The following is a 25,480-nucleotide window of genomic DNA, read 5'->3' as shown; positions in this document are numbered from 1 at the left end:
TATCAGAATTGTTGTGATCCGGTTTTTCTTTGCTGTTTATTAGGATATCCAAACTTACCGTTTTAACCGGGGCAATGGTCGGCCGAACAAGCAGAGACAGCAGAAATCTATGGTATTTGCCTAATCATGCGGCATTTAGGAAATCCGGAACATCCCCAAAACTGTTTTCCTTGATTGACACCACTTCGAGTTTTTCTCAGCACCATAGGATTGCCGCATTTAGGACATAAATTTTCATCAAGTGAGCGTTGCTTGTCTTCGACGATCTTTTTGACATGTTTAACATGCGTTCGATGGGTTTTGATAGAGGGAGTTAACCGGCCGGATTCAATGCTGGAGGCTATTGTTTTAACTTCAGTCTCGGTTAAAATTGGTTGAATCTTGCTTTTGATAAAGCGGATATAGGCGCCTCCATAGACGACATTTTCTGGCATAGGGGTTTTGAACTCACTATTACCGACGAACACAACTAAGGAAAACATTTTTTCTGGCGCGATTTGCAGGGCGGATTTTAGCGTTTCGGTGTGTTTATAGTTCTGATGCAGGGGGGTCTGGAATTTTTGGGTATGCCGATAAATTTTCTGCGTCCAGGTCTTCTGATTTTGTCCGCCGAATATCCAGCCTCGGATGTTTTTTGTTTCAATGACGAACACCCCATAGCGGGAAACGATAATATGATCGATTTGGGTGCTGCCATCCTCTGTCGGCAATGTGACGTTTTTGAATAGTTTGTATTGGTTCTTATCCAAAAAGAATCTAGCTGCAAGGTTGACTTGCAATTCTCCCAGCACGCCTTTCATGACGGGCGTTTTTAAGAATGCTACCAACAATAGTAGCGGTATCACCCAGCCATAGGCGCTTAATATCGGGCTTAAAATGTTAGTGAATAGCGTGAGGTCCATTGAGATATGTTGTATTTTTGATTATGCTAAATTTTTTGGTAACTATTCAGTATAAAAATGCTTTTACTATCAGTTGCTTGATTCAGAAGGCGCCGTTCACCCAGCACCTAAATAAACGAAGATGATTTATCGCAGCCATTAGCCTATGGAATTTAGGTGCTGGGTGAATATATCCGTGGCAGCTAACAGCTCCTGCTTACCGCTGCACTTACACGTCCTTGTGCGGCGTAGGCTTGGATGCGACATCCCTGTTGCATACACTTCTTCCGCAAGCAATTGAGAGTAAAAGAAATTTTTTCTCAGTATCAAACTGAATAGTTACATTTTTTGGTTATCAGCCTTAAAGTATTAATTGAGACTTTAGACTTATTTATATGGGCTGATGTCAATCAAGATTGCCTATGACGACACCCGATGGTAATTATAGATCAAAAAAGCCAGTTTTTTCTGACGTCCTTTACCGGAGATGGGCTGGATAGTGCAAAGCTTCCGTTGTGAATTTATTCTAGTGGTCGTAGAGCGGACGTAAATTATCGTTAATCTTTGAAGTTTTTTGAGTCGCGTTGGATAAAGTTGGCGTTTTTAGCGCAAAGACAAATCACTTTTTCTGTTAGTGCTTGTTGAGTGTTGTGTATTTTTTCTGGATGTGCTAGGTTGGCTGAGAAATTGTATAAATTTCAAACACAATAAATCAATTTCATTAACGATCCATTCATCAATACAAGCAAAAGTGTTTGTTTTCAGGCGCTTTTGTCGGCATCATCCGATAACTACAACAAAGGCCGTAGATTATGAATATTATCAAAAACACAGCGTTAATGTTATCACTGGCTTTCTCTTTAGGTTCATTCAGCTCTATTGCATATGCAGAAGACGCCGCTAAGGGTTCCGTTCACAGTCCGAATCAAGCCATTATGCATCTTGAAAAGGCAAAAGTTGAAATCATGCATAAAGATTTCGTGCCGCCCAGCGAACACCTAAAGGCGGCGCGAGCGGAATCCGAGAAAGTAACGGGCAAACCGAGCGTCGTCAAAGAGGCTGCGGCAAGCATCATTCAAGCGCAAATTAAAGTCAAAGAGGGCGATCTCAAGGGCGCGACAGAGGAAATGAACAAGACGTTAGAGCTTTATAAATCGCTCCAAGAAGAATAGTGAATAAACGTCGTTTAACAGAAATGTAACTGGTTGCTTGTTTTTTCCATTAACATTAGAGCCGTTTCGGCCCGGGGTCGGCCATGCCGCCTAGCCTGGTCGTAGAGAATGGAAGCGGGGCCGCGCGGCTCGAAACCGGAGCTCGTTACTCTTTAACTGCAGCCATTGACGTAGGATTTTAGGCAAATTGATGCAGCAGATGTCCCTTTCTTGGTTTTTACTGTTCATTCCCCAATAACGCCGCGCGGAGTCTTGTTTTTCATTGGCGTTTTCACGGTATTCCCGTTCAATGATAAATCTGGGATTGTCGCACAAACTTTTTTTGCTCGATCAATGAAATGGAAACATTTTGCCAGTGTTCCAACAACCGCGAATACATCTCGCGACTTTCCACGTTGCGCTGTGTGACAGGGTGGGCCAGCAGCTTTTGTAATTGTTGCACAATGACGTGGCTTAGTTTCGGACAATGGTAACCATTGATGAAGCGAGTCATCAGCAGGCAGGTGGCGGCATGCAGTTGAGACATGTCTTGTTTGTCCATCGTGTTGATTCTGTTTGAATTCATAGCATCCCCTAAAAGTAAAAAAAGCATTGTTCGGCACAACAGCAGCACATTTCAAATAACGGCTCTGATGCCGAACAATGATCAAAAGTTAAAAGGGCGCAGGCTGAGGGTTCTTTCCGGAGGACGATCAGCTGCGCCTAAGATAGTGTGAGACAACTATCAAATACAAATGATAATGATTCTCAGTAATGTTTCAAGAAAAACTTAACTCCCTTTGTATTTATTTGGAGCGCGAACTGAATCCTAGCGGATAGATTGCTTTGCGGCTTCATGCTAGTAGCTGACACGGTTGACGGCTAATAATGCAGCAGCGACTAAGCCGTATTAAGGGGCAGGCGTGTTCGATATCACAACAGACTCAATGGCTCGTCGTGTGACAGCAATGCACAGAGATTTCGTTATCTCGGATGGAATCATCGCATTAGCAGATTAGAGGCGACAAACTTGCCATCGATGTTATTAATGACGGATAAGCGATTGATTTATAGTGTGAACAGGCCGGCTGTATAAATTGTGGTCAATTTAATGCAAACTGAGGAAAAACGCCTATTTGCAGAGAATAGCAAGGTTTTATGCACAGAGTTATCCACAGTTTCTGTGTATGGCGTTTTTTACCGTAAAAGCAGGCAGCGAGTCACAAACAAAAGCGCTCACGGCAGGGCATGTAGGGTGGATAAGTCTGAAGGACGCATCCACCAAAGATGCCGACCCGGTGGATGCGCTCCGCTTATCCACCCTACGAATGGGGGTGAGTAGTTACAAAAATTTCCAATAATTAACGATGACATAGCCTTAATTAATGATCCGGCACTTGCACATCCTTGGGCGGCGGCAGCTTGGAAGCGACATCTGCCTTGTCGCATGCACTTCTTCCGCAAATAACTGATAGCCCAGGAAATATTTTCTCGATACCAAGCTGAATAGTTGCAAAATATCTTGACTTCAATAGTTGATGTTTCTATGCTTCGAAGCGTTGCCCGACAGCGTTCGTTCCGATGATTCACGTTAATAATTTTACCAAGACCTATCATGATTTCGTCGCAGTACGCAATCTGACGTTTAACGTCGAGGCCGGTGAAATTCTGGGGCTGGTCGGACCGAACGGGGCAGGCAAGACGACCATGATACGGACTCTGTCCGGCATCATTCCACCCAGTTCGGGAACGCTCTCGGTCGCAGGCCATGATATCGTCAGTGATGCGGTGATGGCCAAGCGGGCGCTCGGTTATATTCCCGATGATCCGCGCTTGTTCGATAGTTTGACCGTTTGGGAGCATCTTGAGTTTATTGCCGCAACTTACGGAGTCGATCATTTCAAGCCAGCCGCCGAGTCGCTGCTGCGTTTTTTTAACCTTGAAGGCAAACGCAATCATGTCGTGCAAAGCCTGTCGCGCGGCATGCGGCAGAAGGTGGCCATCGCCTGCGCTTATTTGCATCGCCCCGACGTCATTCTATTTGATGAGCCGCTGACGGGATTGGACCCGGCCGGTATCCGAGCCATCAAGGAATCCATGCAGCAGCAGGCGGCGCAGGGCGCGGCCATTATTATCAGTTCACATTTATTGGAACTGGTGGAAAGTCTTTGCAGCCATCTGCTGGTTTTGCATCAGGGACAGTGTCGATATTTTGGCCGCATGGAGGACGTACTGCAGGTGCTCGATCATGCCAACGGTGATGCCTCGCTTGAAGACGTGTTCTTTTCGATCACTCATTCCGACAATCCGGATTTAGGGTCGTTCTAAACTTGGATGCGATGCTGATCAAGCTGCTGACATTACGCTTACGCGGCGGCGTGCGTCAGCGCTTGCGAGAATTAAAAACGGTGCGCGGTCTGCTGTTTCTATCGCTCACGATGGTGATAATAGCCTTGCTTTTCAAGCAGTCCTCCTTACCGGCTAACCCACTGATAAGCTTAGTGTCGGCAGATGGGGAACAGCGAGCAGGGCAAGTCGCACGGTTCATGCCGATAGGCTTGCTGGCCGCCTACTTGTTGACGGTGTTCACCGCGCCGAGTCCGGCCTTATACTTCAATCCCGCTGAAATTAACCTGCTTTTTTGCGGCCCGTTTACGCGCGGCGCGCTGCTATTGTACAAGGTGTGCTTCTATGCGTTTGGCGCATTGCTGAGCAGTTTGTTGATTATGCTGCTGGCATCGGCATTCGTTTACAGGCCGGCGTCCGCCTTTCTCGGCGTTTTTCTGAGTCTGATGTTCATCCAGTTGCTCACGGCGGCGACCGGTTTGCTTGGCCAGTGTTTGCGAAGCCATTTTGATGTGCGGATACGGTCACGCTATCTATTCATGTCGCTGATTTCACTGCTGGGCGCGACAGGCTGGTTCTATGCCGGGGATGTCGGCAGCTTGATCGAGGCGCTCATGCAATTTCGGGGGTCGATGATCGGGGCTTTGCTGTTGGCGCCATTTGATGTCTTTGCCCATATCTTTCAGGCGCAGACCGTTTTTTCCAGTCTATGGCCATGGGCGGCGCTTGGTTTAGGCATGAATGTCGGATTACTCGCCATCGTCATTACCTTGGACCGATATTCCGGCGAGGCCGTCACCATGGCGAACTTGCAGCTTCATCGGCGTCGGGAGAGGGCGCGTCGCAGTGGTTTGCCGTGGGGCGCGCAGGTGGTGCAGGTTCGCTCGATGATCAGTCCGCCAGTGCTCGGCGGCGTTGGTCCTTTGGCATGGCGTCAGATGCTCTCGGCATGCCGCAATGCCGGTAAGGCATTATGGGTTTATTTGGGGATGGCAATATTCGCCGGGCCTTTACTGGTATCGGCCGGTGAGGAGGTCCCCAAGGCAACGCTGCTGGGCGGTGTTTTTTTCGTCGCAGTATTCATGTTGCCGAAAACGCTGGTATTCGATTTTCGCAGCGATTTGGAGTCGATGGCAAGCCTAAAGGCGCTGCCGCTGGCGGCTTGGCAAATAAGCATCGGTCAGGTGGCGACAGTGGTGTTGCTGAGCAGCCTGATTGAGCTGGTTTTGCTGGGGAGCACCGCGATATTTATCGGCAGTCAATGGCATGTTTTTTTGCTCTGCATTAGTTTTTTTCTGCTGCCTTTCAATGTGTTGCTGTATGGACTGGAAAATCTCTTTTTTCTGATATTCCCCGCCGCGTTGGTGCCGGTTGGCCGGGTCGATTTCGATTTCCTGGGTCGGACGCTGGTGGGATTTGCGGTGACGGCGGCGATACTGATCGGCGGCTGTTTGTTGGCTGCGGTCGTCGGTCAAAAGGTTGCACAGGCTATGAGCTGGCCATGGCCTGGATTGGCGGCAGTGGCATGGTGTTTATTTGCCCTAATCGCCTCGATGACGCTACCCTTGTTAGCTTGGGCATTTAAACGATTTGACGTCAGTCTCGGTAGAAGCAAAGGCTGAGGGACGGGCGTATCGATTCTTGAATGCTTTATAGCAACATATACTTTCTCCACCAGCCACCTGGAACATACGATGACAACGTTCTTAAATGGCGTGATATCAATCAATGATAGGTTATGAAGAAAAAAGCGATTATTTATCTGCACGGATTCAATTCCGCATCACTGGATTTAGAGGGCAATCTGCTAAGCAACAAGGAAAAACTGCGGCTGATGCAGGAATTCTGCTCGCAAAAAGAGATACTGTTCGATACGCCGAATGTCGATTACCGGGATTTCCAGGATATCGTCGAGGACTTGTTGATGCTGTGGAATCAATATTTGGACCAGGGATACGACGTGGTTTTCATGGGCTCCTCGATGGGCGGTTTTACCTGTGAGTATCTGGCGATGAAGACCGGTGGTCTGGCCATCATGATTAATCCGGCCATAAACCCCAGTGCATTGCTGCCACAATTCATTGGGGTCGAAGAAAATTTCGAAACGGGCCAGCCTTATCATTGGGAGCAGCAGCATTGTGCTCAGTATGTGCATTATGAGCAGGAACTCGCCAGCAGTCATCAGCCGATAGGGCGGACGATACTGTTGGATATGGCCGATGAATTGTTAGATGCGGAAAAAACGCTAGAAAAATATCAAGGCAAGGCTCATGTGCTCACTTATGACGGTGGCTCGCATAGTTTTGAACATATCCGGGAGGCCTTGCCGGTGATCGAACAGGTGATTTTTTCGAGCTGACGCCGGCAAACTGCGCACTAGCCACTTGGCGCGCTTGGTGCAATTAATGCGTTGTTAAGATTTACTGGGTTATGCTTTAGGTTTCATTCAAACCATAGAAAAGGGCTTCCATGGGACACAAAGCAATATTATTCAGTTCTATCTTATTGGTTTCTGGCGCCGGATGGGCCGGACAAAGTTTACTTGAAAATGCGGCACGACAAACGGCTAGGGATACCTTACAGGCGCTTTCGCCGAATGCCATCGAAAAGGCGGAACTGACTTCTAAAAGACTGGAATATGCCAGGAGATTAAGAGAAAGTGTGGAAAACGCGCCCGATGCGGTTAAGTATCGGGCCCAAGAAAGCGTGAAGGCGTCCGTCAAGCAAAGCATACAGCAAGCGACGCCGGAACAGCTGGAAGCAGCCAGGGATTTGAAGCGAAGGCTTGAAACCGCGCCTAAAAACCGCGAGGAAATCGAAGTTATGACTAAACAAAAAGCCGCGGAAAAAGTGCTGGAGCTGTTGTATTAGTCCATGTCAAAGCTCGGCTATATGCTTCTTCGTTACTGGCGGAGAAGCCTGGGCGGGACGGGTTATTTAACTCGCCCCGAACGTTTGGTTTTTTGCTTGGCAAAAGGTTGTAAGATTCAGGCCGGAGTTACAAACCCCGGCCTGCTGAAGCTATGTGCTTCTTTGGGCGGGGTTAACTCCCGTCCCGCTCAAACCGGTGACTTAATGTTACCGCTTTAATCGACACTTCCTTAGTGGGACGCCGCGTACAGCTGTTTTATTTCCCGATAACGGTTTAAGGCATCCACTAACAATCCTTGAGCCGATTCCAGGTTATCTCTTTTTATCGCGCTACGCGCTTTTTTCAATTTTGCACTGGCTCTGTTGCGTTTAACATCCAGGTCGTTATTAGCGATCTCCTTCTGCAATTGGCGGGCCTCGGTGACCATATCGATCAGCGCCTCTTTATCGGCGCCATTTTCCAGGGCGCTTTTAGCCTCTTCGACTTTGGCGATCGTATTGTCGATAGCCGCCCAAACTTCTCCATAGGTCGGATTGGCCACGGCAAAGGCGCTTGACGAGAAGAGGGCAAAAAGGACGGTCGCCAGGATCTTGTTGAATGTGTTCATCGGTGAAAACCTCATAGTGAAAAACAAAGTATTGCTACCTGACGATGAAAGTTGCTTTGGTTTAGAAAGAGCCGCGTTGATCGCTAGGTATGGTTAAAGTCTAGCATATGTAGTCCTAATTAGAACAAAAAAGTACTTATAAGAACTAAATATATCTTGTCAGGGCTGGGAAAAAGTGTCGCTTTTCTCTGTGATAAAATAATAAAATACTTATAAGTCAATGCGTTAAGAAATCAGGGGAAGCTTTTTCGGGGATTTGGACGAAGAGCGGATGACATTCGTTTTTTCGGCAAGCCTTGCCGAAACCGAAAGAAATGACCCGAGCCGGAAATGAAATCGGCTCAAAACCGGGTGGGTCGCTTAGTTAACGCGATGCCGTCGATTACGGTATAAAACTTGAGGTTATTGCAGTTTGGGATTATGATCCCGTTCTAATTAGAACTTTGTTTTATTCGGACACTATGACTAAACCATCAACATTTCCATCGGTGCTGCGCGAGCTATTACGTACGCATCAAGCCTTTTTATCGTATGCCGCCAGTCATGTTCACAAGCTTGATCTGACATTGCCGCAATACGATGTCATCATCACATTAGGCAATACCGCCGGCATGACTCCGAAAAAACTAGGCGAACAAACCTTGATTACCAAAGGGACGCTGACCGGCGTCGTCAGCCGGTTGGAATATAAAGGATTGGTTCAGCGCGCTGCTTCTAAGAAGGATGGCCGCAGTCAGGTTGTACGCTTGACTGAAGCGGGCAAGACTTTATATGAAAGCTCCTTCCCCGAGCATCTGCAGCATATCAATCGCTTGTTCGATGATTATTCTTCTGAAGAGATCACGGTGCTGGAAGCTGATTTGGTGCGCTTGTATCAAGCCGTCGTCAGGGCGCGGAGCATGCATGATGAAGAGGTCGCCGTAGATATTGATGAAGAGGGATAAAGCAGAAATGCAAAACAATGGGGCGGGACACATATTTAACCTGAGTTCGGGTTAACAAACCAGCCTGTATCAGATATCTATTCCAGAAGGCGCCGTGAACCCAGCACCTAAATAAACGAAGATGATTTATCGCAGCCATTAGCCTATGGAATTTAGGTGCTGGGTGAATACATCCATGTAGGCTTGAGCGCGGCCTCCATGCCGCACACACTTCTTCCAGAGATACCTGATACCGTCTTAACTCTTCTTGATTACTTATAACTCTCAGCTACTTGGCGAGTGTTCGGTGGCTTGATCTGCAAGTGTGTGAGGCATGGAGGCCGAACCCAAGCTTATAGGGATATATTTACAGCGTCTTGCAGAGCGAGTTACCGAATGCTCGTTTTTCACCTATCTTAGCAAGTACGCTTAATGCAGTTAATAATTATTCTTTAAAGTTGGCGGAAACTTATGGGTAATCAGGTAACTCTTTGCAATATATGATTCTTTTCTCCCGAACTGTGGTTATTTAAGGCTTGGGGTGTGTTTGACTAGGATGTCGACGGCAGGGATGCCGTCGTCAAGCCCCCAAGGATGGGTTTACCCGGCACCTAAATTCCATGGCTACTGGACTATATTTTACATGCCAGGATAATTTAGGTGCTGGGTGAACTTCGTTCCTCGACAGACACACCCCTGGCCCTAAACACCGCTAAAACGCTCAAACTGATGGGAATTGCTGCATATTTCCTCCCCTTGATCCGATATTAATGCAAATGCATGGGGCTTAAAACTTCTTGCTTTGTGAAATATCCGGGTGAGTTGTCTTCATTGATAGACCATTGCTAAGGCTTGTTTGCTGGGCCTGATCACGACCTTTCTAAGGCTTTATAATGGGCGTCGGCTTTTTCCGCAAATTCCATCTGTAGCTTGCTAAGGGATTTTGTGATGTCGAGATGCATGGCGTTGAGTCTTTTTAATTCTTCTTTTACTAAATTCGGACGTCCTGACTTTTCCAATGCCACGAGGTAGGCGGCATGGCGATGAATCTTTTCATGGATCGGCTCCAACGCTTTAAAGGTGGGCAGGTTTCCGTAACGAGCGCTTCCTTCATTGTAATACCAAAGGCCGAAGCGGCATCTTTTACTGTCCAATTCAGGCGGCGGTATCAGCTTCGTACCCGCATTGATGCTTGCGCTTAAGTCATTAATCCAGCGTCGATAAATTAATTCGGCGGTAAACAGCGGGAAGTCTTGTCGAGACCAGTGAAACTGGGCTGTATGCTGCCAGGAGGAGACATTATGATAGTTGCTTGCCCAATGCGGAAATTCTTCGGCCGGCATCGGGCGGGCAATGCCGTAACCTTGGCCGAGTTCGCAGCCAAGCCTCAGCAAAAAAACGCCGTGCTCTTCGCTTTCGATGCCCTCGGCAATGACTTTACGGCGAAAAGCATGGCTCAAACCGATGATGCCTTCGACGATAGTCAAATCTTCTATGTCCACCAGCATGTTACGTATGAATGATTGGTCGATTTTCAGCGTGTCCGCCGGCAATCTTTTCAAATAGGTCAATGAAGAATAGCCGGTGCCGAAATCATCGATTGCAACCGGTATGCCCATGGCGCGGCATGCCGATATCACTTGGGAAACCGAATCGATGTCTTCCAGGGCCGACGACTCCAAGACTTCCAGTTCCAGTTGCGATGGTTTTACCAACGGATATCGAGTCAATAAAGCCATTAATTTTTCGGCAAAATTCTCTTTCTGGAAATGGCGTCCCGAGATGTTGACGCTGACCGTGGTATTTAACCCATTTTCCTTCCAGAGGGTTAATTGACGCAAAGCTTCGTTTAAGACCCACTCGCCGAGTTGAATCGAAAAATCGCTTTCTTCGGCGATCGGCAGAAACTTACCGGGCGGCAAAAGACCTTGTTCGGGATGAAGCCAACGCAGCAACGCCTCGGCGCCCAACACTTTGCCGCGGCGCATATCGACCTTGGGTTGGTAATACAGCACGAATTCTTGGTTTTGCAAGGCTTGTTCGATGCGGTTCAGCGCTTCACGATGAGCGCGGACTTGGCGGTCGCGCTCGGGGTCGAATATTTGATAGCGGTTGCGGCCGTTTTCCTTGGCGCGGTACATCGCTTGATCTGCATGGCGCAGCAAGGTATCGGCATCGACATCATCCCATGGGAAGAGCGTAACGCCGATACTGGCGGATACCAGAATCCGCTTGTCGTCCACGTGGTAAGTAGCGGTCATGCGCTCCATCAAGCGTTGCAAGGCATGGTCGCATTCTTCGACGCCTTCAAGATTATTCAGTAACAGCACAAATTCGTCACCGCCCAAACGCGAGACGCTGTCGCTTGCCCGCATATGGTCATTTAAACGCTCGGCGACTTTGACGAGCAGTTGGTCGCCCACATCATGTCCATAATTATCGTTAACCGGTTTGAAACCATCGAGATCCAGATAACAAACTGCAAGCACTAAACCGCTGCGACGAGCCTGCGCCATGGCCTTATTCAGATGGTCGGCTAATAACACCCGGTTGGGTAATTGGGTGAGGGCGTCGTAATGCGCCAAGCGAATTAACTTTTCTTGCTGATGCTTCAGTTTGGTGATGTCGGAAAAAATGGCGACATAGCGGTAGGATTGTTCGCCGAGCTCGCGTATCGTCGATATGCTGAGCAATTCGGCATAAAGTTCGCCGTTCTTTCGTCTATTCCATATTTCCCCCTGCCAAAAACCGGATGTTTTGATTTCTTGCCACATGTGCTGATAAAACGCTTTCTCTTGTCGTCCCGACTGAAGCATGCGAGGCGTCTCGCCGATTATTTCATTTTTGCTATAGCCGGTTAATTCGCAAAAGGTAGGGTTGACATCGATAATGCGCTCATTTTCATCGGTGATCATGATGCCTTCATGGGCATGTTCAAAGACGTTGGCCGCCAGCATCAATTTTTCTTCGTTGCGCCTGCGCTCGGTGATATCGCTGTTGATGCCGACCATGCGCACGGGCTTGCCGCCGCTGTCTTGCAATAATGTCGCATGCGCTTCCAGCACTCGAATCTCGCCATTGCCGAGAGAAATACGAAAAGAGGACTTGAATTTTTCACCCGTTGCAATGGAGCGCTTGAATTCGGATTCGACACGAGGAAAATCGTTGGGGTGGAGGCAACTGCTCCAACAATCCAGGTTATGAGTAAAGTTTTCCGGAGACATCCCGTAAAGCTTGAACATGCGAACATCCCAGAGCAAATGATTGTTGGTCAGGTCCAGGTCCCAAGTACCTATGCCGGCTGATTCCTGAGCCAAATCGAGGCGTTGGGAGAGGTTGCGTAAATCCACGGTCATCGCTTCTGCCTTGCTTTGCACCCGGCTGCGTTCACCGGCCAACGACCAAATAATGGTAAACAGCAAGAGGTCGACGACTAAGCCGCCTATCGCGATTAATATCGGTTGATTGCTGGACATGGCTTCAGTAAATGCAGGACGACTATGGAAACGGGCTGTCCATGTGCGTCCGGGAAGTTCAATTTGAGACTGAATTTGATGAGCCGGCGCTTGCTGGTTGTCCCAAACAGGATCGCTGTCATATAACAGGGTTGCCATATCTTGGCTGGAAACGCCGTCATAAAGCTCAAAGCCCACATTAGGCGTGTCAGTGCCGAGGATTCCGCTCATCAGATCATTCATCCTGAAAGGGCTGTAAACGAAGCCCGTTAATGCTTGGCGGCGCTGTTCGACGGTATCTAGCGGCATTTCCTTGCGGTATATGGGAAGGTAAACCAAAAATCCTGCTTGCACATCGTCCTTGGTTTCTTGAACCAAGGTGACCCGACCGGATAGCGAAGGCAAGCCGGTATCGCGGGCGCGCTCCATGGCCTCTCGACGCATCGGATTGGAATACATGTCATAACCGAAGGCTCGTCGATTGCGCCAATCGAAAGGTTCTAAATAAACGATGGCGCTATAGTTGTCACGTTTGCCTTGCGGTTTTACCGTATAGTTTGAAAAACCTTCCTGACGAATTGCATCGATATGGGGCTGTAATTCGGAAGGCTTCAGCATCAATGTCACCCCTATGCCCTGAATGCCGGGGAAGTAGGTTTGAATATCCAGAGAAGACACATAGCGATGCCATTCTTCTCGCGTTGGGGTTCTTTGCAAGGTGTGAAAAAGCGCGACCCCGCCGCGTAAAACTTGCTCGTAGTCGAGCATACGCTTGAGTATGCGTTGACGGGCGTCCTCGCCTTCAAAATAAAAACGCTCCGTGGCCCGTTTCTGGACATAATGATTGGCAATATGCCAACCGGCGGCAGTTATGCACAAAGAGATGATCAGAATGAACCAGGCGGTGACTTCGTTATGAAAGATATCCGCAATACTTTTGCGCTTCTTGCCGCCGGCATGTTTCGCGTTATGGATTGAATGTGTTTGAGGTTTTGTGGACTTTCGTGTTTTTGAAGAATGGGACACTTTATTTATATCGACTTGCGTTGTTCGGCGGCATTTTATCATCGAAGACTTTATTCGTGCGCCAAGTCGCTAACAAATCGTCGCCTAGCTATTCGTTATGTTGTCGGGCTGATAAAAGTGTTGCAAGTTACGCCGATTAATATAATTAATAACAGCTAATATTCTAATGTTATTTTTTATAATTAAAAACAAAAAGTTTAAAATTAAGGAAGTTCTCTTACAATACAACTCCGGCGGTAAGGACAGCGTAGTTATCAGTGCTTTACGTTGCCGCGCTAGCGGATTCTTGACCCATCTGCGCGGGGCGGGTTATTCAACCCGCCCCGAACGTTTTGATTTTATTGGCATAGGATTGAAAGATTCAGGCCGGAGTTACAAACTCCGGTCTGCTCAGAATATGCAGACTTTGTTCGCGATTTATTTGCACTAGGCTGAGCGGCACGTTTTAGCTTAAAACATGGCAATGGACTGATTTTGGAATCATCAAAAATACTCTTCAATTATCGAATCGGCAGGCTGGCCGCATTGTTTGCGGCGCATTGCGATTATCAGTCATTCGCCATCAGCGATGACGGCATATTGCTGTTTGGCCGAGACAATGCCAGAGACAAGATCTCTCACTTGTCTATTGGTCGCGGGGGCGCTCTAGAGCCGGGTTATTTCTGGGATGTGTTAGAGATTCATCTGGAAAACGGCGATCTCATCCGCATCGGCGGAATCAACAAAAAACAGTCGAGCCGTTTTCTGGTCGGGTTAAATAAGACTTACCGCGCTTATCTCAGGGATTTTTATCAAGGCCTGGCGCCGCAAATCCAAGCCGCATCCGAGCAGGCGCGGGGACTGCTTTCCGGTCGGAGGTATATACGCCGGGGCCTAGCCAGACAATGGCTGAACACCTATCAGGATTTGGCTGATGGCATACAACGTAAGGATGTGCAACGTTTTTTGCCGAGCGAGGCAGGGCAGCAGCTGCAATCGATCCGGCCATTGTTGAACCACGGTTTAGCGGTGATCGAGCAAGTGAACGAAAGCTATGTCGCTCGTCAGCTTGAGGTTTTTCAGCAGTTTTTCGATCAGATAGAAAGCAAGCCGCTGACGCCCAACCAGCGCCGGGCCTGCGTGATCGATGAACAGCATAACCTGGTGCTGGCCGGGGCCGGCACCGGCAAGACCAGCACGATGATAGGCCGGGCCGGCTATTTGCTCAACGCCGGTTTAGCGCAGCCGGAACAAATCCTGATGCTGGCCTTTGCCCGCAAGGCGGCCGATGAAATGGAAGAGCGCATCCAGGACAAGCTCGGCATCGATTCGTTGACGGTGAAGACCTTCCACGGTCTAGGCAAACACATCATCGCCCAAGTCGAAGGCAAGGCGTCAGCCATCAACACGCTGGCCGAGGACGATCATCTACGCGCCCGCTTTGTCGATGAGCAGCTTCAGCGTTTATTAAAGGACGAGCTTTATCAATCCCGCTTCGTGAACTATGTGGTCAGATTTCGCTATCGGTATAGCAGCGTTTTTCATTTCAATAGCCAGGGCGAATACAACGACTACATCCTGGAAAACGATATTCGCACCTTGCAAGGGGAACTGGTGAAAAGTTATGAGGAATGCGAGATCGCCAATTTTCTCTATCGTCAGGGCATCGCTTATCAGTATGAGGCCAATTATCAGGTGAATACCTCGGGACCGGATTTTCGCGTTTATCAGCCCGATTTCTATCTACCCGAATACGGCATTTATATCGAGCATTTTGCCGTCAACGAACACAATCAAACGCCGCCGTTCATCGATCAGGAAAAGTATCTGGATGGCATGGAGTGGAAGCGGGAGTTGCATCAGAAGCATCGAACCCATCTGATCGAAACCTACAGTTATCAGAAGCAGCAGGGCGTTTTGACCGAAGCTTTGCAACAGCGGCTTAAAGCAGCGGGCGTGACCTTCCGGCCGTTGTCGAACCATGAATTGCTGGATCAACTGAACCGGTTGGGCCAGGTTTCGTCGTTGGGGCAATTGTTGGCGCAGATGCTGGCCTTGTTCAAGGCCGCCTGCCAGAGCATCAAGGGCATGGTGACATTGGCCAGACAACATGAAGACAGCGAGCGCATGCAGGCGGCGGCCTTCTTGTTCGAGCCGATATACGAGGCCTACCAGCAATATCTGAAGGACACCGACAGCATCGATTTCGACGACATGATCGGCCGGGCGATCGAATACGTCGAAGCCGCGCATTACTGCTCGCCGTATCGCTATATTCTGGTCGATGAGTTTCAGGACATCTCGGCCAGTCGGACCAGGTTGATCAAGGCCTTGTTAAGCCAGAATCCGGATAACGGCTTGTTCTGCGTCGGCGATGACTGGCAATCGATTTACCGCTTTACCGGCAGCGACGTCAGCATCACCAAGGAATTCGAAGAGCATTTCGGCGCGACGACGACCAGCGTTCTGGATCAAACTTTTAGATTCAATAACAAGATCGGCGAGGTTGCATCCCGCTTCGTGATGCAAAACCCGACCCAAATCGATAAACAGATCCTAAGTCATCGTATTATCGAACAAGCCGCCGTTTCGCTGATCAAGACCCAGCACGATCAGGTCGGTCTGAATGCCGCATTGTCGGCAATCAACAGCCAAGCCGAAGAGCATGCCAGCGTGTTGATTCTGGCCCGCTTCAAGTTCAGGAAGCCGGATTTATCCGCTTTGCAGCGGCAGTATGCCAAGCTGAAATTACAGTTCATGACCGTGCATGGCTCGAAAGGCAAGGAGGCGGATTATGTCATCGTGCTGGGACTGGAAAAGGGCAGGCACGGCTTTCCGTCCGAGCAGAGCACACATCCGTTGTTAGAGCTGTTGCTGCCGAAAGCGGAAAGCTTCGCCCACGCGGAAGAGCGGCGTTTGTTCTACGTGGCGCTGACCCGCGCTCGCCATCATGTCTATTTGATCAGCGACGCGAATAAGGCCTCCGACTTTGTTCGTGAGCTAGTCGATCAGCGCTACGACATTCACAGCGAGGAATTTAGCGGCGAAGGATTTCAGCACAAGATTGCCGACATCGTCTGCGGCGAATGCGAAACCGGTTACATGGCGCCCAGGGACGGTAAGCACGGCAACTTTTTCGCTTGCAGCGGTTATCCGCTTTGCAGTCATACCGAATCGGCCTGCCAGCGCTGCGGCGGCGCTTTAAAGGAAAACGGCCGTTTCAGGGTCTGCGAAAACAAAGGCTGTGATTATGTCGAACCGGCGTGTCCGAAATGCGGCGGCAAGATGAGTCAGAGAAAAGGCCCGTATGGCCAATTCTGGGGCTGCTCGAACTACCGCAAGGGCGCCGATTTTTCATGCGCTCATACCGAGCAATTCATAGACCTGCAGGCGGCCAAGCATAACTACGCGCCCGATGATCGTTATATTAGCTGATTTTGACGATAGCATAGAGAGATCTGAACGCAGCAGCTTGATGGTTATTAAATGGGAGGGGCGGTCTGGTATTTGACTCTTAGGACCTGGGCGAGCCGATGACGAAGACCGAGTTTCTCAAAGTATTGATCGAACAGTTTTGTAGATACTCTGTTCAAAGTCAATAAAATTACATCGCTTGATTGCTCAGGGTGAATCGATGCCGAAATGGCATAAAACCGTGTGTTGTCGAAAGGCTCGACATGCTGCAACGTCATAAATCGCATGAAATTCGTAGGGCGGATCAAGCACAGCGGATCCGCCACTCTGCTAAGTACAGGAGATTGCTATGAAAACCGCATTAACGCATAAAACATTTGCTTCGCTATTGATGGCGTTGTCCTTTTCGACAACGACGCTGGCGACGGAGGGTGACAAAGCCATCGAAGTGGCGGACGTAGGTTTTGCCACGCCGGAGTCGGTCGAATACGATGCCGCAGGGGATATCTATCTGGTCACCAATATCAACGGCGGCTCCTTGGCGGTCGACGGCAACGGTTTTATTTCCAAGCTTGCGCCCGACGGCAAGGTCATCGAGCTTAAATGGATAGACGGCGCAAACAACGGCGTCACGTTGAATGCGCCCAAGGGGGCGGCCATCGTCGGCGATAATTTATGGGTCACAGACATCGATCAGGTGCATGTTTTCGCATTGTCCGACGGCCAGCAGAAAAAGTCGATCAAGATTGAGGGTAGTACGTTTTTGAACGGCATTACCCCGGGTGCCGGTGATTATGTTTACGTGACCGACAGCGGATTGAGCGAAGGCATGGCGCCATCGGGGAGCGACGCTATATACAAGGTTTGGGCGAGCGGCAAATACGAAGTGATCGTCAAGGACAAAGGCATGGGGCGTCCGAACGGCATTTGGGATGATAACGGCCGGCTGGTCGTGGTCACCTTCGGTTCCGGAAAAATGTTCGCCATCGACCGTTCCGGCAGACAAATAGCCCTGCCGACTCCGCCTCATGACGGCTTGGACGGTTTGGTCAAATTGGCAGATGGCCGCTTTCTGATCTCAAGTTGGGGAGGCTCGGCCATTTATGCGTTGGATAAAGACGATAATTTCACGACGCTGGCCGATTCGCTGGATGCGCCGGCCGACCTGGGCGTAGACACCAAGCGTCAGCGTGTGCTGATTCCTTTGTTCAAACAAAACAAGGTGGTCATACTGCCATTTTGAATTTGGACAACGAGCCTTTTCGTAAAATGCCGTTTAAAGGGTATCAAGGAAGAGGTTATCGGCAACGATGCGTCTCTTATAGGCCTCAGGTTTCGTCTTTATTGACCCAGTGCGGCACCGCGGGCGCTTGATGTCGGGCGTATCTGTCCAGCAGCACATCCGCTTCGTTTTCGACGATCAGCATCGCGCGTTGATGCGGTTTGACGAATTGCTCGGCTTGTACGTGATCCAGAAAACGAATCAGAGAGTCGTAATAACCTTCGACATTGAGCAGTCCGCAGGGCTTGGCGTGAAAGCCTAGCTGCGCCCAGGTCCAAATCTCGAATAATTCCTCCAGCGTCCCGATGCCGCCGGGAAGGGCGATAAAACCATCCGACAGTTCGGCCATCATCGTCTTGCGCTCATGCATCGATTTCGTGACGTGCAATTCGGTCAGCTTATTGTGCGCGACTTCTTTATGCGCCAAGGCTTTCGGTATCACGCCGACTACTTCGCCGCCAAGCTGCAAGACATGATCGGCGACCTCGCCCATGACGCCGATGCTGGCGCCGCCGTAAACCAGGCGAATGTTTCGTCTGACCAGCGCTTCGGCCAAAATGCGGGCCGATTCGGCATAAGCGTCAAGCCGGCCGGGACTGGAGCCGCAATAAACGCAGAGACTTTTTATAGGCTTGATGTTTTCTTTCATATCGGTTGGCGTAAGATTTAGTTTACGGCATTTATTGTAGGTCGGAATAAGGTAATCTACAATCGATTGAAACTTCTGGGTTATATGCACATCGTTATACACATATTGCGGGATGTCTTAAATTTGTGTAGGTTGGCTGAATAAAATGAAGCACAGCAAATTGAGTCGCGCCGGAATACGAGGGCGTGGGCAACGTTTCCTGCGATGAAGTAATCGGTGAAAAGTTGCAAACTCCGTCCGGCTTTGGATCACAATGCCGTTAGGAGCTCCGCCCTCGGCGCGAAAAGCTTCATTCGGCCCGGGTTCCTAAGATAATCTTGGTGTAACTATTCAGTATCTTTCGGGTTTTAGGCAGTAGGTCATTGATTTCTCGGGACGCGTTCACCCAGCACCTAAATACCCTAGGTTATTGGCTATGATTAATAATCTTCGTTAATTTAGGTGCTGGGTGAATACTTCCCTGTAAGCTCTGACTGCAACGTCCTGTTGCAGACAGCCCGATAAATCAATAACCTACTCCCTCTTATAAAACTACGCTGAATAATTACATCTTGGTTTGAGCAATGAAGATTTTCGAGGCTTGAATTTTTCAGCGGAGTTTTAAACTATGCAAGAGTCTGATGGCAAGGTGTTTCTGGTGACGGGGGCGACCGGCGCGATAGGAAAGGCGATTGCCCGGCAAGTGGCTGAAACGAAGGACGCCGAAGTGGTGCTGGTCTGCCGCGACCGGCATAAGGCGGAACGAGCGGTGCAGGACATAGCCCGAGCGAGCGGCAATCAAAGGGTGCGTTATGAATTGGCCGATTTGAGTCGTCATGATCAGATCCGCGTCTTGGCGGAGCGCTGGGCCGGGCCACTGCATGTATTGATCAACGCCGCCGCCTGCACGCCGCGCAGCCGACAGGAAACGCCGGAAGGCGTCGAAATGCAATTCGCCACCAATGTATTGGGTTATTTTCGGCTCATCGACGAATTCTCCGATATATTAAGGGCGTCGGCGCCCGCGCGTGTCGTCAATGTCGCCAGCTATTGGGCGGGCGGTTTGGATTTGGACGATTTGGAATTTATCCGCCGCAGATACGATAACGACGCCGCTTACCGACAGTCCAAACAAGCCGACCGTATGCTGACCGTCGCTTTCGCTGAAAAACTCGCGCCTTACCAGGTCGCCGTCAATGCTTGCCACCCCGGGGACGTCAATTCCACCCTAAGCAATAATCTGGGTTTCGGCGGCCATGAATCGCCGGATCAGGGCGCCGATACCCCGGTCTGGTTAGCGACCGACTCCGTCGGCCAACTAAATACCGGGCGATATTATGAACATCGACGAGAATCGAGTTGCACTTTCGGGCGAGACAAGCGGGCGGTCGAAAACCTCTATCAAATCTGCGCAAGTTATTCAGACGCTGACGGTTAATAAAAAAGCTAATGTTCCGTTCTGTGGGAGCGCCGCCCTCGGCGCGAATAGAGGTCGGCCAAACCGGCTGTTAGACTGGAAGTAGCATTGGGGCGCGCGATAGCGTTCGCTGGCCATGCCCCACATGACTTTGAAGTGTCACGTAACCGCTAACGCGGCAACGTGACCTACGACTATGCCTGTTAAAGTTTGTCAAACCGCAGAATCACGGAGACGCAGAGCTTTTGATCAACCCGTCAAATAAACTTAAAAATTAAACTGCAATCCTAAGTTTGCTCCTAATGATTCCCAGTTCACCTCATTAAGCTTAGTTTCCAGAACTCTTCCATCCGATAAATAGGTGGTATCGAACCCTTTATTGTCGGCTTTCCAATTTTTGTAATCGACCGATAAGGTTAAATGCAAGTTTTCATTGAGTCGAATCAAACTACCCCACGATAAATCTAAGCCAGTACCTCTGGCCTCATGGCTAAAACTTTCCGGATGAGCAAAATCTTGTCTCAAATTCCAATCGGCAGTTCCTTCGTAAAAGGCATAATGATATTGAAACGAAGTGGTAAAGCTGACTCGGTCCACGATGCTTAATTCGCTATCGAAACCTGCCCAGGGCCCGTACCAGGTAGCGTCATAACTGCTGTCCAGCCCGCCAAAATGATAGTTGAACGGAACAGTTTGCTTGCCGTTCGTCATTTTCAAGTTCTGCTCGTGATAAGAGAAACCGACCATGGGAGTGAAACTCAGGGTTGGCTTTTTAAAACGACGCGATGACGGAATGATATTAAAACGATAGCCTAAACCAACGGATGCATCGATCGTGCTGCCCTCGTCGGCATTATTGTTGGAACGAGAGAATTCTTGGGTTCTATTGTCGCCATAATAGTCTGAATCTTGATTGTCCCCATTAAAAATACGGCCATAAGTAAATTTTCCATCCAGTACTAAATTAGCCGGCAAATACATTGTTGCACCGAGCCCGAAAGTGGCAATTTCAAGGTCATCCCAGCTTAATTCCGAGAGGATATTGGGCGTTCCAGTTGGATAAGCAATATTCCAATCCAACTCATCTTGGCGATAGCCGCCATTGATATAAAATTCCATTTGGATATTTTGCTCATCGACCTTACTAGCGTATTTATCCTTTTTGCTTTCAGTCTTAGCCTGATCATCTTCCTGATAAATCACCATATGCAACGTCGGCTCGTCTTCAACCGGCTCGGCGCCCGGATCAAAAAACGCGATATTGATATTGTCGTCGGTGATGGTGCGATTGCCGGCGTAGCCCACGCCATGAACGGCGAAGATCAGACATCCTGCGGAAAAAAGCGCACTGGTTTTCATGTTAGCGACCTGCCTTGTCCATGATTTCCCAGAACGGTTGCGACGAAACCAGATATAAATAGGTGGAATCGCCGAACTGATAGTTAGGCGCCAACTGCGTGTCCTCAATAGTGGAGGCGAGCCAGCGTCCCTTCAAGCTGCGATGGTTCACCTTGACCGGCGACTGGGAAATATTATGCACCTCCAGCGCGGTGACATGAATGCCGCCTTTTTTCCAGCTGGCGACCGGTATCGTGCGCAGCTGGCCGCTGTTATTTTTTATGACATCCACGTCGTCAGTGCGCTCGAGTCGAGCGGGACGGATATGAGCGACTTTTTCCCGCTCATGCTCCGGCAATCTGACCGCCTTGGCCGCATAACGGGTCAGCTCGATATAGGTTTCTTGGGCGGCGCTGGGCTGGCTTGCCGATTTGTCCCGTTGTCTTCGTTCCTGCTCCGGACTGTTCCAGCGTTGAGAGTCTTGCTTATCTTGCAGACGGTATTCCTTATAGGGTTTTTCCAGTTTGTAGTTTTTGTGTTCGCCGCTGTCATTGGAATAAATATCCAGGCTATCCTGATGCTTGGTATAGGGGTGGATGCTGTTGTTGTTTAAAAACTCATTGCTGAACTGCATGTCGCTTTCCCCGTTGCTCATGATATGCGGCTTGATGATGATGATCAGCTCTTCGCGTTTGCGTTCCCTGACCTCGTCGTTGAACACCGTGCCGATGAAGGGAATATCGCCGAGAATAGGGACTTTTCGCTCGACGTCCCTTGCTTTTTCGGTGATCAAGCCGCCGATCGCCATCGGCATGTTATTTTGAATGACGACATTACCGGCGAAGCTTTTGCGCGAAACCACATCGACCTCGACTTGTTCGATGGCGCCCGATCCGGTGTCGACCGGGATCTCGCCCTTAATGGGACTGATCGAAGACTGATCGATCAACAGATTCAGGTTGACGCTGTTGTCCTTGCTGATGCTCGGCGTCATGATCAACGTCGTGCCGATTTGCTGGCGTTCCACGACCGCATCGTTTCTAAGGGTATTGACCACCGTTCCGCTACCGGTTGCGGTCGTGTTGCTGCTCGATACATTGAAATCGACGGTGATCGGCCGCTCTTCCGCCAGCGTAATGCGGCTGACTTCCTGGTTGGCGGTCGAGACCACCGGCGTCGCCAATTCGGTCACTCGGCCTTCGTCCTCCAGCAGTTCCAGTCGCGCTTGAAAATTTCTCGACACATAGCCGGCGACCAGCCCGGAAGGGCCACCGAGTGCGCCGCGAACCAGGTCGGCGGCCAGCGTGTTGGCGTTGGTCGCCAGCGACGAAAAATTAGCGTCTCCTTGGGTAAAGTTGATGTCGTCATTACCGAGGGAAAAATCGAACGCCGAGGTATAGTCGTCGTTTAAGGCGATGCTGAGGATCTTGACTTCCAGAAGAACGGTGATCGGCGGTTTATCCAGGTTGTGGATCAGATTCTGTATTTCCTTGATCGCCATCGGGTCGCGGGTCCTGACCAGGATGTTGTTTTGATTCTTCAGCAGGGTCAGGAAGATCGGCGCATCCTCCTGGATATGTTGGGTGATTTGACCTCTTCTGCCCTGAATATCCCCGCTGATGACGTTCTGAAGGTTTTCCTGCAGATCTTCGTTACTGAGCAGGGAAAGCCTATTGCCCTGATTATTGCGTTGAGATCCGGAACCGCCGAATCGGTTATTGCTGTTGTTTCGATTGTTGCTGTTGTTATTGCGGTTATTAGACGAGTTATTATTGAAGTTGTTGTTATTGTTGACGCCTCCAGTATTGCCGGAGCCGGTTTCGATGGTGCTGCGACCGGCGATCAAATCGAAACGTCGGAACCGGTTCTGCAAATCCTGATAGATCTCGTCCTGCTCCTCGCCCAGCTGCATTTGCACCCGTTCCGGATAGAGATTCTGAACCGCGTAAGCGATCGACAGCACGTTCTGATAACGGGCCGTGAAAACCTCGACATGTTCGCGATTGGCGTCTACATTACCCAGGCGAAATTCTTCCGCGGTATACATGCGATAGATATTCGAGTTCGGATCTTTGCGATACCAAAGATTATAGGTTTTCGCCAGCGTTTCCAGCACGTCCACCGGCGTGACCCTGTTCAAAAACATCGTCACCCTGACTTCGGCCGCCTTGCGCGAGGTGATGACGTTCAGCTTGTATTGATCGGACAACATCCGCAAGGCCTCCGCCATTGGAATATCGTGAAACTCGATGCGTTCGATAATGGGCGGATTGGGCCTTTGGGCCGGCCAGCAAACGGCCGGTTGGGTTAAAGCAATAACAATCAAAGCGCCTTGGAGGCTGCTCTTGAAAAAGCGGTTCATAAAAAGTCCTGAATTGCCTGTCTAGCGTAGAATCAAAATTTCGTTCATCGGCAACAGCCGGATACGCACCGAATGAAGGTCGATGCTTTCCACCTGCACTTGATAAATCTCGTTATCCTGCATGAAGGAAAATCCGCCGCCGGGTTTGATGAAATAAAGCTTGTCGTTGATGCTCAAGATCGCGGATGTGTTCTTGCCGTCTTCGCTATAGGTCTTCGCCGATAATGATATTTCCGGGAGCTTATTAGCCGATTGGTTGCCGCTGCGGTTGGTCGATAAACGCCTGAGGGCATCATTGAAGCTGCCGTTGATTTGAGTGGGGTCCTTGATGGGGGAGGGGGGTGATGACGGTTTGTTTGTGTCGCCTGCGTCGGTAATCGTTTGCTTGATTTTGTCCAAGGCGAGGGGCGGATCGCGCAAGACCTCGGTGGCCTGGTTCAGCTTTTCGACTTTACGGTTGGAGCCTTCGCTATAGTTCGGGTTGATATTTTTGACATGCTCGGCCATAGCGCTTTGGGCCAGGCACAGCAATAACAGGAGTGACAGACGTTTCATCAGGAAGGGCTCCCTCCGGCGGCGGAAAACATCGCCACCAAAAACGCGGCGTAGACAAAGCCGACGATACCGCCGACAAACACGGTCATCAACGGCGCGATCATGCCGGTTAATTTGGCTATCGCCTGTTGCAACAGCTCGTCATGGTAGTCAGTCATTTCGATCAAAATATCATCCAGTGTGCCCGAGCTCTCGCCGACTCGGATCATTTGCAGCATTAATGGCATATAGCCGGTATCGGCCTGCAACGGTTCCGTCAACGACGAGCCTTGCATGACCCGATTGCGGGCCATGCGCACCTTGCTGGCCATGTAGTGATTGCCATGCAGTTTCTCCATCGTCTCCAGCGCCTCGACGATGACCACGCCGCTGCGCAGCAGCAGCCCCATCGCGCGGGCGAACAGCACCGTCCCGGACAGGCGCAAGACATAGCCTAACACCGGTAGTTTCAGGCTAATTCTGTCTATCCACCAGCGGCTTCTGGGAACCTGATAAAGGGCGATGAAACTGAATAAAATGCCGCCTATCAACACGCCAACATAAATGCCGTTGGCCAGAAACCAGTCGGATATATCGATTAGCGCCTGGGTGATCGGCGGCATCGGCTTGCCCATGATCTGCAGCAGCTTCTTGATTTCCGGAATGATGCTGGTCAGCATGAAAACCACCAGGCCGATCGCAAACAGCAACGTGAAAGCGGGATAGCGCAAGGCGGTCATGATTTGTTTTTTCAGCTTGCGGTTGGCCTTCATTTCTTCTGCCGCCTGATCCATGACGGTATTCAGATGCCCGGTCTGTTCGCCGACGCGAACCAGTTGTATCGTGAAGTTGGTGAAGATTTTGTGCTCAGACAGGGCTTCGGTGAAGGAACTGCCTTGCTGAATCCGCTTGGTCAGGTCCTGCCAGGTGGGGCGGGCGCCGATGCGGCAATGGCGGGCGGTCATGTTCAACGCGTCCATCAAGCTGATACCGCTGCGCAGCATCACCGCCATCTGGTGAAATTCATGTTCGATGTCATCGGGACGGATGGAACGGTAATCCAGCGGATTCCAGCTGAAGGACGCGGAACCGTCTGTTTTGTTTTTGACTTCGGTGATCCGCAACGGCAGCAAACCTTGACCGCGCAAGTTGGCGATCGCCGCCTCGCGGGAAGGGCTTTCGATCGAATCGTTACGTTGCTGGCCGCTTCGGTCGCGGGCCGTATAACTGAAAACAGGCATGGTTTTATGTCGTAAATTGTAATG

The 25,480-nt window shown here is 50.0% G+C and carries 18 protein-coding genes; 9 read left to right on the top strand and 9 right to left on the bottom strand.

Going from position 1 to position 25,480, the window contains the following annotated elements:
* Window positions 1-107: 107 nt before the first annotated feature.
* A complete protein-coding gene (locus Q9L42_RS19420) occupies window positions 108-800 on the bottom strand; it encodes a nuclease-related domain-containing protein (RefSeq protein WP_349431646.1) in 693 nt (230 codons plus the stop codon).
* A gap of 893 nt (window positions 801-1,693) precedes the next feature.
* Between Q9L42_RS19420 and Q9L42_RS19415 the strand changes: the two genes are divergently transcribed.
* Entirely contained in the window at window positions 1,694-2,053 is a 360-nt protein-coding gene (locus Q9L42_RS19415) for a hypothetical protein (RefSeq protein WP_305906733.1), read from the top strand.
* A gap of 286 nt (window positions 2,054-2,339) precedes the next feature.
* Here Q9L42_RS19415 and Q9L42_RS19410 read toward each other — a convergent pair whose 3' ends face one another.
* Window positions 2,340-2,618, bottom strand: a complete 279-nt coding sequence (locus tag Q9L42_RS19410) for a hypothetical protein (protein ID WP_305906734.1) — start codon at window positions 2,616-2,618, stop codon at window positions 2,340-2,342.
* A gap of 995 nt (window positions 2,619-3,613) precedes the next feature.
* On the opposite strand from Q9L42_RS19410, the gene Q9L42_RS19405 reads away from it, so the two are divergent.
* The 4 genes from Q9L42_RS19405 to Q9L42_RS19390 all read left to right on the top strand — a co-directional run bounded on the left by Q9L42_RS19405 (window position 3,614) and on the right by Q9L42_RS19390 (window position 7,249).
* Window positions 3,614-4,360 carry an ABC transporter ATP-binding protein gene (locus Q9L42_RS19405; protein WP_349431645.1) on the top strand — a complete coding sequence of 249 codons (747 nt, stop codon included), beginning with the start codon at window positions 3,614-3,616 and terminating at the stop codon, window positions 4,358-4,360.
* Window positions 4,361-4,371: 11 nt separating this feature from the next.
* Window positions 4,372-6,000: a hypothetical protein gene (locus tag Q9L42_RS19400; RefSeq protein WP_305906736.1), complete on the top strand. Its 1,629-nt coding sequence runs from the start codon at window positions 4,372-4,374 to the stop codon at window positions 5,998-6,000.
* Window positions 6,001-6,116: 116 nt separating this feature from the next.
* Window positions 6,117-6,737 (top strand): YqiA/YcfP family alpha/beta fold hydrolase, encoded by a 621-nt coding sequence (locus Q9L42_RS19395; protein ID WP_305906737.1) that lies wholly within the window; start codon window positions 6,117-6,119, stop codon window positions 6,735-6,737.
* Between the two features lie 110 nt (window positions 6,738-6,847).
* Entirely contained in the window at window positions 6,848-7,249 is a 402-nt protein-coding gene (locus tag Q9L42_RS19390; protein WP_305906738.1) for a hypothetical protein, read from the top strand.
* A 230-nt stretch (window positions 7,250-7,479) separates the two neighbouring features.
* On the opposite strand, the gene Q9L42_RS19385 is transcribed toward Q9L42_RS19390, so the two are convergent.
* Window positions 7,480-7,857 carry a hypothetical protein gene (locus tag Q9L42_RS19385; RefSeq protein WP_349431644.1) on the bottom strand — a complete coding sequence of 126 codons (378 nt, stop codon included), beginning with the start codon at window positions 7,855-7,857 and terminating at the stop codon, window positions 7,480-7,482.
* A gap of 461 nt (window positions 7,858-8,318) precedes the next feature.
* Between Q9L42_RS19385 and Q9L42_RS19380 the strand changes: the two genes are divergently transcribed.
* The gene (locus tag Q9L42_RS19380; RefSeq protein WP_305906740.1) at window positions 8,319-8,801 is read left to right on the top strand and encodes a MarR family winged helix-turn-helix transcriptional regulator; all 483 of its coding nucleotides are present in this window, start codon (window positions 8,319-8,321) and stop codon (window positions 8,799-8,801) included.
* A gap of 848 nt (window positions 8,802-9,649) precedes the next feature.
* Here the strand turns inward: Q9L42_RS19380 and Q9L42_RS19375 are convergent.
* Window positions 9,650-13,261, bottom strand: a complete 3,612-nt coding sequence (locus tag Q9L42_RS19375) for an EAL domain-containing protein (RefSeq protein ID WP_349431643.1) — start codon at window positions 13,259-13,261, stop codon at window positions 9,650-9,652.
* Window positions 13,262-13,735: 474 nt separating this feature from the next.
* Between Q9L42_RS19375 and Q9L42_RS19370 the strand changes: the two genes are divergently transcribed.
* Both Q9L42_RS19370 and Q9L42_RS19365 read left to right on the top strand, forming a co-directional pair.
* Window positions 13,736-16,675 (top strand): UvrD-helicase domain-containing protein, encoded by a 2,940-nt coding sequence (locus tag Q9L42_RS19370; RefSeq protein WP_305906743.1) that lies wholly within the window; start codon window positions 13,736-13,738, stop codon window positions 16,673-16,675.
* A gap of 328 nt (window positions 16,676-17,003) precedes the next feature.
* Window positions 17,004-17,897, top strand: a complete 894-nt coding sequence (locus Q9L42_RS19365; protein ID WP_305906744.1) for an SMP-30/gluconolactonase/LRE family protein — start codon at window positions 17,004-17,006, stop codon at window positions 17,895-17,897.
* An 85-nt stretch (window positions 17,898-17,982) separates the two neighbouring features.
* On the opposite strand, the gene Q9L42_RS19360 is transcribed toward Q9L42_RS19365, so the two are convergent.
* Window positions 17,983-18,585 (bottom strand): TIGR00730 family Rossman fold protein, encoded by a 603-nt coding sequence (locus tag Q9L42_RS19360; protein ID WP_305906745.1) that lies wholly within the window; start codon window positions 18,583-18,585, stop codon window positions 17,983-17,985.
* A gap of 607 nt (window positions 18,586-19,192) precedes the next feature.
* Here Q9L42_RS19360 and Q9L42_RS19355 point away from each other — a divergent pair.
* Entirely contained in the window at window positions 19,193-20,002 is an 810-nt protein-coding gene (locus Q9L42_RS19355; protein WP_305906746.1) for an SDR family NAD(P)-dependent oxidoreductase, read from the top strand.
* Window positions 20,003-20,248: 246 nt separating this feature from the next.
* On the opposite strand, the gene Q9L42_RS19350 is transcribed toward Q9L42_RS19355, so the two are convergent.
* Genes Q9L42_RS19350 through Q9L42_RS19335 form a run of 4 tightly spaced genes read right to left on the bottom strand, consistent with a single transcriptional unit; the run spans window position 20,249 to window position 25,456 of the window.
* Window positions 20,249-21,340, bottom strand: coding sequence for a hypothetical protein (locus Q9L42_RS19350; protein ID WP_305906747.1), 1,092 nt, complete (start codon window positions 21,338-21,340; stop codon window positions 20,249-20,251).
* A 1-nt stretch (window position 21,341) separates the two neighbouring features.
* Window positions 21,342-23,681: a DUF3438 family protein gene (locus Q9L42_RS19345; protein WP_305906748.1), complete on the bottom strand. Its 2,340-nt coding sequence runs from the start codon at window positions 23,679-23,681 to the stop codon at window positions 21,342-21,344.
* 21 nt (window positions 23,682-23,702) lie between these two features.
* The gene (locus tag Q9L42_RS19340) at window positions 23,703-24,236 is read right to left on the bottom strand and encodes a hypothetical protein (RefSeq protein ID WP_349431642.1); all 534 of its coding nucleotides are present in this window, start codon (window positions 24,234-24,236) and stop codon (window positions 23,703-23,705) included.
* On the bottom strand, window positions 24,236-25,456 hold the full coding sequence (locus tag Q9L42_RS19335) for a type II secretion system F family protein (protein ID WP_305906750.1): 1,221 nt from the start codon (window positions 25,454-25,456) through the stop codon (window positions 24,236-24,238). Before Q9L42_RS19335 ends, Q9L42_RS19340 begins: the two co-directional genes overlap by 1 nt.
* Window positions 25,457-25,480: the final 24 nt, after the last annotated feature.

Origin of the sequence: Methylomarinum sp. Ch1-1 (assembly GCF_030717995.2) — a bacterium.
Classification (GTDB): domain Bacteria; phylum Pseudomonadota; class Gammaproteobacteria; order Methylococcales; family Methylomonadaceae; genus Methylomarinum; species Methylomarinum roseum.
Note: the sequence above shows the minus strand (reverse complement) of the source record. Positions and strands in the feature narration are given on the sequence as shown.